This is a genomic window from Legionella taurinensis (genome assembly GCF_900452865.1).
Lineage (GTDB): Bacteria > Pseudomonadota > Gammaproteobacteria > Legionellales > Legionellaceae > Legionella_C > Legionella_C taurinensis.
In genome coordinates this window covers 2,124,485-2,137,136 of record NZ_UGOZ01000001.1, presented here as the reverse complement: position 1 = coordinate 2,137,136, position 12,652 = coordinate 2,124,485, and the positions used below count along the sequence as shown (strand labels likewise).

Sequence of the window (12,652 nt, the reverse complement as noted above, 5' to 3'; positions counted from 1 at the left end):
CCGGCACAGAGTGACTTCGGCTTTGTGCCGGACAATTTTTTAAAAAACAGTCTCATCTAAGGCAAACAGAATCCAATTTGATAATTTAGCAAACAATTTTATATTGATTCTGTGATTGGTGAGCAAATCTCTGAGATGATCTAAGCCCAATCGAAAAAAGCTATTTTTTGGTCTTTTTTGGTTGCGTAATTTTTTAAGAGGAATAGGCTTGATAGATGCTTTCCACTCGCCAATTCGATGTGCCCAAACAAAGCCCAAGGCGAGTAAAACCAAGAGCTTTTCGATGCGCTTAGGCTCAATGACTCGTGTATCTTCAAATCGCCATCCCTTTGTTTTTAAAGAGGCAAAAAGCGTTTCTATTTCCCAACGGCGCAAATAGCAAGCAATTGCATTTTTGGGTGGTTGATTTGTGATAACAATCATCAAGTCTTCCCGAGAATTTTTGCTTCCGGCCAAATAAAGTGAGTGCCCAAAAACATGGACTTTCATACCAAATACTTGGTGCTGATAAGGGGCTAAGTGGCTGAATAACTGTGCCGAAGCTTTAAATTTCTTTTTGCCAATACACACGTCTACGTTCCCGTTAATCCGTAAATAAAAGGGAATATTCTCTGCTACAAGCCAAGCTATGAGTGCTTTGTTAGGAAATTCTCGATCACCGAGTATGCCTTGTATTGATTCTTTACCAAACGTATTAATAAATCGAGATAATAATTCTATCTGCTCTTTACCCGTCGTGCCTCCTGCTTTTTTTAGCAGTCGCCAAAATATGGGTATGGCTATTCCTTCATAACAAATAGACAACATAAACACATTGATTTTGGCTTTACCCCAATACCAATTTGTCCTGTCTATGGCTAAATAAACCTTGTGAGCTTTATTAAAAAATAGAGAGTATATCCAGCGAGCGATCCAGGTAAAATCCACCTCAAACTTTGAAAAAAACGGTATACTCTTTTGTAGCGGGAATCAATGCTCGCTCTATCACCATCCATTGCAACCGCAATTTCACTTAAATTAACACTTCTCACCATAAACAAGGCTAATAACATTTGGGCAAAACAGTCAATGCGTGACTTGTGCCAATTCAATCTCTGGCTTAAAATTCCACTCAACTCGCTGATATATTTCATATTTACATCCTTTTTTAGACGAAATGATTATATGAAATACATTTAAAATCAGCGAGTTATTTATAATATCTCATCTCTTTAAGCGTTTTTTGTCCGGCACAGAGATAAAAATTATTCTGGCAACGCCCGTGTTGTATTCCTGTTGAGTTAATCCCGTTATACTTGACGAAAAATCAGGAGTCCTCTGTATGTTTGATGTAACCAATTGGGCTTATGCCGGTGGAAAGCCCGAATCCGCCGCGGTGATTAAAAGTAATCCGGATGATTTTCAGGTCAATGAAAAACTGGGTTTTGAGCTGAGCGGCGAGGGAGAACACCTTTACCTTTACATTGAAAAGCGCGGGCTGACGACGGAAGAACTGGTCAAAGCCCTGGCTGCATGCCTTAACAAACCCGCGAAAGCCATTTCTTATGCGGGTTTAAAGGACAAGCATGCCGTTACCCGTCAATGGATTTGTGTGCACAGTTTACACAATGATGTGGCTGAACCGGATTCATTGGCTGGTGAGGGCTGGCGGGTTCTTGCCAGTCAGCGGCACCTTAAAAAATTAAAAACCGGGGTACTGGCGGCCAATGGCTTTCAACTCATTCTCCGGGCTATTGATAATCCAGAGGATGTTGAAGCGCGTCTGCAAAGGGTTAGGTATCAGGGCGTACCCAACTATTTTGGCGATCAGCGTTTCGGTAGCCAGAACCTTGAAAAAGCCTGGCAGCTTCTAACTGGCAATTACCGGGTCAAAAATCCCTTTCTGCGCGGCATGTATTATTCTGCGGCGCGGTCTTTCCTGTTCAACCATGTTTTATCTGCGCGGGTGGATCAAATGACCTGGAACCGGGCTTTAGCGGGCGATGTCATGCAACTGGGCGGTACGCACAGCATTTTTACGGTGGAGGACATCGAGGAGGGTATTCAGCAGCGTATCGATGAGTGGGATATTTCTCCGGCCGGCCCGCTGTGGGGAGAAGGGAAGGAGAGGGCGAGTCTTGCGGCTCTGGCGATCCAGCAACAGGCCCTTGAGCCTTATGCGGATTGGTGTCAGGGGTTGGAAGCGCAGGGTCTACAGCGTGCCTGGCGCCCCTTTGTTCTGGCTATTAAGGAGTTAAACTGGCTCTGGCTTGAGCCTGATTGCCTTCAACTGCAGTTTGAATTGCCACCCGGGAGCTATGCCACCAGCGTGGTGCGAGAGTTAACCCGATGCCCGGAATAAGGGTAGCCGTCAGGCCGGAACAACCGCCCGGCCTGACGGGGTGATTACACCATGCTGTTTTGCGCGTGTGTTTCTTCATTGACCTCGTCAGTGGCTGTGGGCACCTCTTTCTCGCCAATGGTCAGGGGCGCTTGCAAAATGTCTTCTTTACCGGTTGTGGCTTTGATGAGAGGCACGCCATTTTGCTGGATCAGGCTCTCAAGCAGTGATTTGAGTTCTGGCATGTAAGGAAGTTCGGTTTGAGACACTTTTTTTGTCTCTTCGGCCGTTGGGATCGCCACTTTGATTTCTTCTCCATCGGAGCAGGTGATGACTAAGCCTTCCGAGGTCAGTTGAATGGGAGGTGACGGGGTTTTGTCGCCTTGTTTCTCGCACCGTTCGGTAAATACTTGTTTAAGGGTGTCTTCATCGGCCTTGATGAGATTCACTTCCGTGCCTTCGATCACACGCTGGCCGGTAACTAAATTAAAGCCGGTGAGATGATGGGCCTTTTTGCCCTGCAGAATGGACGAAAGCGAAATGGCGCCTTGATAAGCAGCCTTGCAGCCCAAATCGATAGGCACACCGATGACATAGCCCATGCCTTTGCCGGCGTATTTCATGGTGTTGCCGAGCATCCAGGCGCAGGAGACGCCTGAAAACGTTTCAACCAGTTTGCCGGCATAGGTTGGAGCAACCAACATGATGCCCAGCGTACCGGATGAGCCGGTAACAAAATACAACATTGCGCTTAAGCTTGTTGTAACAAAAGCGCGTATTGGTTGGGACTCCGTGGATTTGGCTATCACATTGCCCAAAATATAGCCTGTCGTGTACCCTGTCATTTCCATGGGCCAGGCTAAGGCGGGGACCAATACCGACGTCACCGGCAGTGAGGTCTTTGGTTTGGCATTCATTTTTTCACATTGACGGTTAACAAACCGGGAAAAATCCCGCCATTCGCTGTCACTGATTTTTGACTTGATTCGACCGTTGATTTCATCCAGTTTTTTATCGTCTTTGAGGAATTTTTGAGCAGAGTGCAGGACGGTGGCCCGCGTTTCTTCATCAATGCTGATTTGGCTTAATTTCAAGGCATTGTCCAGAAGCTCAATTAACGTCGCCGATGACGAGGAGCGTACAAAGTAGTTTTGGTCAACCTGCGATTTGATGTAAAACACAAGCGCAACCAGAATACGCAACGCATTCACATGCTTTTCGATGGCTTCGGGTTTGACCAGCAGAAATTTTTCTTTTTCAAGTTCGGCGGGCTTTAACAAATCCTCTTTGAGGGCATCGAGCATTTTTAAAATCAGTCGGGTCTGATTATCGCGTGCACTGACATCGGTGGCGCCAAAAAAGCAGGAGATGGCATAAGGCTGGGGGGTTTTATCAAAGTCAATTTTCTTTATCTTTTTGTAGGTCTCGCGAATGTCAAGCAAAATTTTCAGGAATTCGTCATCCAAACAGTAGGTCATTTTGCCACCTCATATCCTTGTTAATTTTATCTCCTAACATTTTATATTACGAAATCAGTGGTTAAATGCAATGTTAATTGATTAATTTTTACTAGAGTGTTGCAGGAATGGGTTTATTGTTGATTTATTCTTATCCATTCTGTGCTTATTGTGTTTTTTACTGGCGCTGCCATTAACCTCTTGAAAAACAAATGATATAGTGAAGAAAACAAGTGTGTACGGTGTAAGTTATGACGTCCCTCAAGCAATTTTTTTATCTGCTTCGCTTTTCCCATTGGAGCAAGTCGGCTTTTGTTTTCCTCGGGGTTATTTATTCTGGCACAATGGATTACCTGGTCGATGCTGTTCTTGCCGCACTGTCCTTCTGCCTCATTGCCAGCGCTGTGTATATTTACAATGACTTTCAGGACATGGAAGAGGACAGGCTGCATCCCCACAAGCGCTTAAGGCCTTTGGCCAGCGGTGAGATTTCCTTGGACATTGCCTTTGGTACCCTGGTGATGCTGCTCCTGGTTGGGCTATTGATAGCCTGGTCTGTCTCCATGACGCTGGCGCTGATTTTAGCTGTTTATCTGCTGATTAATCTTGCGTATAACCATGTGCTTAAAAACATACCAATTCTGGATGTGCTCTCCATTGCCAGTGGTTTTATGCTGCGCGTACTGGCAGGCACCATCGGCATTGGGCTGCCTATTTCCTGGTGGCTGACGATTACCGCCACCCTTGTGAGTCTGTTGATTGCTCTGGGTAAGCGGCGTTTGGAAAAACAGTTGGGTTTGAAATACGAAACCCGCCCTGTGCTTAAAAAGTACTCCACCCGCACATTGGATTTTCTCATTGGCGGTGTGGCCATCAGTTGTTTTATTGCCTATTTGCTGTATACCCTTTTTGTCCATGACGAGGCGTTTTATTTTCTTCTGACCCTGCCTTTTGCTGCCATTGGCTTGTGGCGATTTGCCTGGTTCACCATGCAGGACAGCGACAGCGATGATCCGGTGTCCCTGTTTTTCAGCGACAATCTGTCGCGTTTTAACCTGCTCTGTTTTGTCTTGCTGACCTTAGTCGCATTAAGTCCGCTGGACGTGTTGAATCAATGAAAGTTAAAAAAACAGCGTGGCTTGTTTTTTTGCTGCTCGTTTTTATCTACCTGTTCATCCTGCAGATAAAGGCCATCTGGCCTTTTACCATTGATGACATGTACATTACTCTGCGTTATGCCAGGCATTGGGCCCTGGAGGGGCAGTTGCTATGGAATATCGGCGAGCCGCCGGTTGAAGGCTATTCCAATTTTAGTTTTCTAATCCTTGCGGCCTACGTGTTGAGGTGGGGAGGGGATCCGGTCTTTGCGTTGAAACTCACGGGGGTATTGGGTTTATTGTTTACCCTGTTGGCGGTTTATCGTTTGTCGAGACTCTGGTTTGATCGCGGCTTGTCGTTGATTCCCTGCTTCTGGCTGCTCTGGTATCGCGGGCAGATCATCTGGTCGGTGGGCGGTTTGGAAACCACGACTTACCAGGCATTGCTGGCCCTGGGGCTTTACTGCCTGTTACGGACGATGGGGTATCCGTGCGCGGCTGAACCACGCAAGGCAGGTCAATGGCCCATGGCGGTGCTCGCTGCTTTGCTGTTTACCCTGGCGTCGATGACCCGTCCCGAAGCGCCAGTGTTGATTATCCTGTTTTATTCCCTTGCCTGTTGGGATGTGATCACACGACAGCGCTCGGCGTTAATGGCCCTGATTGTCAGTGTCCTCACATATCTCATGGCCTTTTCACCTTATTTTATCTGGCGATGGCACTATTATGGGCTGTTATTTCCCAATCCGGTGTATTGTAAAGCCCACTCGTCCGAATGGTTTGTTCTTTGCAGGGAATACCTGTCGTTAGCCTGGCCCTTCCTGCTCCTGGCGCTCTATGCGGCCATACGGGAGCGCGGTAAAGAGTTGCCATGGTATTTCCTGTTGCCCAGTGCCGTTTATATGCTGTTGCTGGTGAGGGCGGATTCCATCGTGGCGTTTGATACTCGCCTTTTCTTACCTGCGTTCGCACTGCTTTTGCCTTTATCCCTGCAGGGAATAAAAGCGCTTTTAAGCCGTTTTTTGCTGGGGGCGGATCCTTCGGTTTTTCGTGTGGCCATGGTGATGGCTTCGTTTTTAATGGCTTTCTTTTTTATTCCTGCCATGACCCTGCCGCAATTACGGTATTTTACACAAAACCCGATTGCCGGTGAGCAACTGAGAATGAAAGTCATTGCATGGCTCGCCCGGCACACGACCGAAAACAGCCGGGTGGTTTTAGGCGACAGCGGCTTTATCCCTTATCGCAGTCGATTGCGTTTTATTGATTCATTCTGCCTGAACAATAAAGCCATGGCGTTGCAGCCGCGAACCGAACGCGATCAGTGGTTTTGCAAAACCATCCTCTTGTTAAAACCCGATGTGGTCATTTTGTCATCGCTGAGAGAAAACAACACAATCCATTACCTGCCAGTCGATCACTGCCTGCAGAAGGCGTTGACAACGAACAGGAATTACCAACTGAAAGCCCTCTTTTACACCGTCGCTAATCAGCAGTCCTACCGCTATGAAATTTTTCAGTTATCAGGCGGGGAGGCGCGTTCTCTCATCCCGCGGTAGGAAGCCAGTGGATTCCTGCCTACGTGATTAACGAGGCTTTGTTAAGAAAACTTCCTCTTCGCCATTGCATTTTAAGACAAAGACTTTAGTATTACCTCCTTAAGTTCTCTTTGCTGGCACCTGTGGAATCAGGATTAAATCAAAGGATGTGTCAACCATGTCAATTCTTGGTGGATTATTGTCGAAAGTATATAAAAAATTGCCTTCGCTGATGTTTGATATCGCCGCTATTCCTGCTGCCTGGTATTTTGCTTATTGGCTGCGCTACAACCTGCAGCCATTTCCTCACCATTTGACCTCCATCTACGCTGTTGCCGCGCTGTTACTGCTCATGACCATTCAGGTGGGCTGTTATTACTACTGCAAAGTCTACCGGGGGCTTTGGCGTTTTACTTCGATTAATGATGTGATTCGCATTATTAAGGCAACGCTGCTCGCGATTGGTCTGGTCATCCCGGTTTTTTATTTAACCTCGCTGCTGCAGCATGTGCCGCGCTCGATTTTACCCATGTATGCCCTGGGACTGGTGACATTGCTTTGCGGTGGCCGCTTGGTCATGCGCATGTATCGCGATCGCAAGGGGCGTGAGGACATGTTACTGGAAACGAAACGGGTGCTGGTGATCGGCGCGGGTCATGCAGGGGAGGGTTTGCTGCGTGATTTGAAAAAAATGAACGCCTACTCTCCTGTGGGGCTGGTGGATGACAATCCCGGCAAACGCGGTATGGAAATCCATGGTGTGCGGGTTTTGGGTTCTGTCCGTGAGTTGCCGCAACTGGTGGTGAATCATCAGATCGATTTGCTTTTTATCGCCATTCCTTCTGCCCGTTCGGCGGCAATGCGCCGTATTGTGGACTATTGCAGCCGAAGCCGTGTGCCTTTTCGCACCCTGCCTGGCATTTCGGCCCTGGTGAATGACCAGATTGGGGTGAAAGCCTTGCGCGAGGTCAGCATTGAGGATTTGCTCGGCCGCGATCAGGTGCAACTGGAATGGGATAGAATAGCCGGCGCCATTCGCGGCAAAAAAGTCATTGTGACCGGCGGGGGGGGATCCATTGGCGAGGAATTATGCCGTCAGGTGATGGCCCATCATCCGGCGCAATTATTAATCATCGATAACTCTGAATTCAATTTATATAAAGCGGATTATGAATTAAGGGATGCGTTTCCTGAGGTGCCGCTGCTGTTGCGGCTGACGTCCATTACCGATGCGTCAGCCATCGATGCCATTTTCCATCAGTTTAAACCTGATTTGGTGTTTCATGCTGCGGCCTATAAACACGTCCCCCTGCTTGAAGATCAGGTGCGGGTTGCGGTGCAGAATAATATTCTGGGTACCCAGGTTGTCGCTCTGGCGAGCGCTGAGGCAGGCGCAGAAAAATTCGTATTAATTTCCAGTGATAAAGCGGTGAATCCCACCAACGTGATGGGTACGACCAAGCGGGTGGCGGAAATTTATTGCCAGAATTTAAATGAACGGGTGAAAACCCAATTTATCACGGTTCGTTTTGGCAATGTGTTGGGTTCGGCGGGGAGCGTGGTTCCTTTGTTTCAGAAGCAACTGGATGCGGGCGGCCCGTTGACAGTAACCCATCCCGACATCCAACGTTATTTTATGACCATTCCCGAAGCCTGCCAGCTGATTTTGCAAGCCATGGTGAATGGTCAGGGCGGGGAGATTTTTGTTCTCGATATGGGGGAGCCGATTAAAATCAGTTATCTGGCAGAACAGATGATTCGTTTGGCCGGCAAAGAACCCGGTAAAGACATTGTCATTAAATACACCGGATTAAGACCCGGTGAAAAATTGTTTGAAGAGCTTTTCCATGAATCAGAGCAATTAGCGAATACGGAGCATGAAAAATTATTCAAGGCACGCTTCCGTAAAATTGACTGGCGGGAATTGCTGCAGACTCTGCGTCTGATGAATGACGCTTGCCAGACGCATAATCATGATGAATTGCATGTGTTGCTTAAAAGTCTGGTACCCGAGTTCACTACACGCTTTGAAACCCCCCATGAATCCGATTGCAGGAATTAACATGACCATCAGTTACGACGAATTTGCCAAAGTCGATTTACGTTCTGGCACTGTCATTAAAGTGGAACCGTTTCCACGTGCCCAAAAACCCGCCTACAAAGTCTGGGTTGATTTCGGGCCGCAATTGGGGGTATTGCAAACCTCGGCACAGGTCACGTTTCATTACACGCCTGAGACTCTGATGGGCCGCACAGTCATTGGCTGTGTCAACCTGGGTGAAAAAAATATTGCCGGCTTTACTTCACAGTTTTTACTGGTCGGATTTTCGGATGAGCAAGGAGCGATTTGCCTGGCCACGGTCGACAAACCGGTCCCCGATGGGCAAAAACTCCATTAAGTGGCATTGACCTCCTGTTGCTTATCTGATGTGATGGAAGCCTGTCTTTTCACTTAGGGAATGATCATGAAAATCGTAATTATTGGCGCATCCGGTACCATTGGCACGGCCATCGTGCAGACGCTTGAAACAAGGCATGAGGTGATTAAAGCCAACTACAGCGGCGGCGATATTCAGGTTGATATTACCGATAATCAATCGATTGCCAATCTCTTTAAGCAGATTAAACACATTGATGCGGTGGTTCTGGCAACCGGTAAGGTTCAGTTTGATGACTTCATGGCCATGGATGATGCCGCCTACCAGATTGGGCTTCAAAACAAGTTAATGGGGCAGGTCAATGTGGTGCTGGAAGGCCGAAAGCATTTGAATGAGGGCGGATCATTTACTTTAACCAGCGGAATTCTAAGCTGTGATCCGATTCGTTATGGAACTTCAGCGTCCATGGTTAATGGGGCAATTGATTCCTTTGTCATCGCGGCAGCCATTGAAATGCCCCGCGGCCTGCGCATCAATGCTGTCAGTCCGACGGTGATTGAAGAAGCCATGGACAATTATGCGTCGTATTTCCGAGGCTACGCGCCCGTTACCGCCGCCCGCGCCGCGCTGGCTTACAGTAAAAGCGTGGAGGGATTGCAAACCGGTCAGGTTTACCGGGTGGAATAAGAGGGCTTGCCTGACGCTGGAATGGATCCCCCGCCTTCGCGGGGGATGACAAGGAATTGATTAATCCGAAGCTTTCAATCGATCCGGGAAGATGTCTTTGAACTGAACGTGTTTGTTACGCTCCATGGCCTGGACGCGTTTTTTATGAAAACCGCCCAAGGTGTAAACCAGAATGGGACCAATAAAGCTGAAAAGGCCCATGCCGAAGGCAATTTTATAAGACATGTCTTTGTTTAATAACAACAGGATTAAACAAATCACCATCAGAAATATGGCCACAAGGCCAGTATAGGGCGAGCCGGGTGTTTTGTAGCGCAAATCATCGGTGGTATAACCAGCTGCATACAGGCGCTTGCGAAAATTAATCTGCGCCCAGCAGAGTGAAATCCAGGCGGTGGCGCCGGTGAAACCGGAAACCAGCAGCAGCGCAATGTAGAGCATGGACTGGCCGAAGAAATAACCGGCAGCCAACAGCAGCCAGATGGCAATCAGCGTCACAATCCCCGCATTCTGGGGAACGGCATTGCGGTTGAGTTTGCTCAAGACATGGGGGGCCATGCCATTGCGTGCCAGAGCATTTAAGGAACGTACAATTCCGTAAACGCCGGAATTGGAGCAGGACAGGGTCGCTGTCAATGTCACAAAACTGGTGGCGGCGCCGGCCCAATGCAGACCATAAAAATTCAGCGCATCCGCAAAGACCGAATTGGCAAGGCCCGCTTTTTGCCAGGGGAAAATTAAAACCAGGCAGAACACTGGAATGATGTAGATGAATAAAATCCTGAACGTGACATTGCGCACGGCACGCGGAATCATGCGGGCCGGGTCGATGGATTCGCCCGCAGCAAGGCCGATGATTTCCGAGCCTTGGTAATTAACCAGCAGCAACACCATGGCCGTCAGCAAGACCAGGTAGCCATTAGGAAACATGCCGCCCTGATCAAAAATGAATCGTCCGCCAATCACCCCGGCCGGTTGTGGACCATGGATAAAGCCGAAGAAAATCAGGATGGACAATCCCACAAACCCCATTAACGCCGTGATTTTAATAATGGCAAGCCAGAATTCGATCTCACCGAAGGTGCCCACTTTGGCGATATTGATGTAGGTGATGAGGAGGCCGAAGCACACTGCCCATACATAGCCGTTAATGCCGGTAAAATGCTGCATGATAATGCCGCCAGCGATGCATTCGGCGGGGATGTAGGCTACCCAGCTAATCCAGTAGGACCAACCGACGCCGCAGGCAATGGACGGGGAAATGAATTCAGCGGTGTAGTTAATGAAAGAGCCGGAAATGGGAATGGCCACGGCCAGTTCACCCATACACAACATGGTGAGATAAATGATTAATCCACCTAACACATAAGCAATGAATACAGCGGGGCCGACCTGGTTAATGACTTCACCAGTACCAAGAAAATAACCTGATCCGATAATACCGCCTAATGCAATCAGTTGGACATGACGGTCTTTTAACCCGCGCTTGTAGCCGCCATCATCAATTGGCGAGCTGGTGGTATGGTTGTAATTAATCACTAACTGTTTGGTCTCTCAAAAAAAGTTAATAGGGAGGCAGAATTGTACAATAATTTTATAATCTGTCCATATTTTTTTACGGAGAAAAAGGACGGGAAAGAGATTTTTATAAGAAAATCTTCTTGAACGCAAGAGAAATTTTTTAATCCTTGCCTTCATTTCTCTCTTCCCACAAAGGGTTGGCTTTTTTGGTTTATTAATCAACACCGAGAGTATAAAAACGTTCAACGCCGATGGCTTCAAGAAAAGCCGAATCATGAGAAATGACAATCATAGCGCCGGGAAATTCGCGCAAAACCTCAATGACATGCTTTTGGGTGTCCAAATCGAGGTTATTGGTGATTTCATCAAGAATCAGGAGTTGCTGTGGAAAGGCAGCAATGACAGCCAGCGCCAACCGGGCTTTTTCACCGCCGGAGAGTGTGGCTACCGGCGCATGGACTTCCTCGTTTTTACGAAAAAGAAACGCGTTTAAATGCCGGCGGATGGCCTGACTCTGCCAGCGAAGCGGCAACGATGCAATGGTTTCATACACACTGAGCCTGGGGTTAAGCGTGCTGTAATGCTGATCAAGGTAACCCATCGCCTCCTTGGCCGGCACATGCCATTGTCCTCCAAGACGCGGTACCGAGTCCGACAACAGGGCTTTCACCAGTGTCGATTTGCCGATGCCATTAGGACCTCTCACGGCAAGGCGCTGATGACCACTTAACGAAAAATGAATGTTATGTAAAAGGGGTTTGTCATACCCGATTGTTCCATTCTGAATGTTGACTATCAATTGATTGCCCTGCGTTTTATGGGACAGCGAAAAATGAGGGCGGATGATTTCGGGTTGCCTCAATCGTTCTTTTTCTTCAAACCATTGCTGTTTTTCGCTCTGGAGGTGTTTACTGTTTTTATTGGCCGTGCGCTGCCCCCGTCCCTGGGCGCTTCGTAGTGCCAGTTTATCGCCATCGTATTTTTTTTCACCATGAACACGCTTTTTCTTCGTCCGTTCCTGTTCTTTCATCACCTGCTGGTGAAGTGCTTTTTTTTCCCGTGACAAGCTTGAGATCGCCTGGCTGATTTTCTGCTGGCGTTGCAGCAGCGACTGGCAATAATCGGCATAAGATCCGTGATGGACCGTAATTTGTTGATTGTCCTGAATATGCCAGAGCGTATGGACGCTTTGACGCAATAACTGCCGATCATGAGAGGCGATAACCACCGCGCCTGGAAATCGGTCAAGGAATTTGAGCAGGCTTTGCCGATTGCCGGCATCGAGATGATTGGTGGGTTCATCAAGCAACAGAAGCGAGGGCTGATGTGTTAACGCCTCATTCAAGGCGGCATGGAAGCGTTGAGCACCGCTTAACGTCTCGTAATGATCCCCGCGGGGTATTTGCGGCACGTGGCCAATCACAAGGCCGGGAGGATGGATTATCACCCCTTCATCGGGGCTTCGCTCTCCCGCGAGCAGGTTTAACAGGCTGGATTTGCCGCTGCCGTTTTTACCGATGATGGCAATTCGTGCGCCAGGCATAATCCGGGCGGTAAACTGGCTGAAACAGGGTTTATGAGGTAACGAGAGGCTGATCGCTTGCAATTCAACAGGTCTAAACATAACAATAACTCAAAAGAAGACTACCGCAGA

10 protein-coding genes are annotated in these 12,652 nt (G+C 48.1%); 6 read left to right on the top strand and 4 right to left on the bottom strand.

The annotated features are described in order from the left end of the window. Positions 1–39 precede the first annotated feature (39 nt). Positions 40–927 carry an IS4 family transposase gene (locus tag DYE45_RS09805; protein ID WP_160160720.1) on the bottom strand — a complete coding sequence of 296 codons (888 nt, stop codon included), beginning with the start codon at positions 925–927 and terminating at the stop codon, positions 40–42. A gap of 394 nt (positions 928–1,321) precedes the next feature. Here DYE45_RS09805 and truD point away from each other — a divergent pair, with 394 nt between their 5' ends. After that, positions 1,322–2,341 (top strand): tRNA pseudouridine(13) synthase TruD, encoded by a 1,020-nt coding sequence (truD, locus tag DYE45_RS09800; RefSeq protein WP_115300857.1) that lies wholly within the window; start codon positions 1,322–1,324, stop codon positions 2,339–2,341. Positions 2,342–2,385: 44 nt separating this feature from the next. Here truD and DYE45_RS09795 read toward each other — a convergent pair whose 3' ends face one another. After that, positions 2,386–3,798, bottom strand: a complete 1,413-nt coding sequence (locus DYE45_RS09795) for a hypothetical protein (protein ID WP_108290133.1) — start codon at positions 3,796–3,798, stop codon at positions 2,386–2,388. A 230-nt stretch (positions 3,799–4,028) separates the two neighbouring features. On the opposite strand from DYE45_RS09795, the gene DYE45_RS09790 reads away from it, so the two are divergent. From DYE45_RS09790 to DYE45_RS09770, 5 genes are all read left to right on the top strand, one after another. Continuing rightward, positions 4,029–4,895, top strand: coding sequence for a decaprenyl-phosphate phosphoribosyltransferase (locus DYE45_RS09790; protein ID WP_108290131.1), 867 nt, complete (start codon positions 4,029–4,031; stop codon positions 4,893–4,895). Continuing rightward, positions 4,892–6,433 (top strand): DUF8728 domain-containing protein, encoded by a 1,542-nt coding sequence (locus DYE45_RS09785; protein WP_115300856.1) that lies wholly within the window; start codon positions 4,892–4,894, stop codon positions 6,431–6,433. Before DYE45_RS09790 ends, DYE45_RS09785 begins: the two co-directional genes overlap by 4 nt. A gap of 157 nt (positions 6,434–6,590) precedes the next feature. Then, complete coding sequence (locus tag DYE45_RS09780) at positions 6,591–8,474, top strand: polysaccharide biosynthesis protein (protein ID WP_115300855.1); 1,884 nt, start codon at positions 6,591–6,593, stop codon at positions 8,472–8,474. A gap of 1 nt (position 8,475) precedes the next feature. After that, on the top strand, positions 8,476–8,811 hold the full coding sequence (locus DYE45_RS09775) for a tRNA-binding protein (protein ID WP_108290125.1): 336 nt from the start codon (positions 8,476–8,478) through the stop codon (positions 8,809–8,811). A 66-nt stretch (positions 8,812–8,877) separates the two neighbouring features. Beyond that, positions 8,878–9,477, top strand: a complete 600-nt coding sequence (locus DYE45_RS09770) for a short chain dehydrogenase (protein ID WP_108290729.1) — start codon at positions 8,878–8,880, stop codon at positions 9,475–9,477. 60 nt (positions 9,478–9,537) lie between these two features. Here the strand turns inward: DYE45_RS09770 and DYE45_RS09765 are convergent, their stop codons facing one another. After that, the gene (locus DYE45_RS09765; protein ID WP_108290123.1) at positions 9,538–11,016 is read right to left on the bottom strand and encodes an amino acid permease; all 1,479 of its coding nucleotides are present in this window, start codon (positions 11,014–11,016) and stop codon (positions 9,538–9,540) included. A gap of 196 nt (positions 11,017–11,212) precedes the next feature. Next, positions 11,213–12,622, bottom strand: a complete 1,410-nt coding sequence (locus tag DYE45_RS09760) for an ABC-F family ATP-binding cassette domain-containing protein (protein WP_115300854.1) — start codon at positions 12,620–12,622, stop codon at positions 11,213–11,215. Between the last annotated feature and the right edge of the window lie 30 nt (positions 12,623–12,652).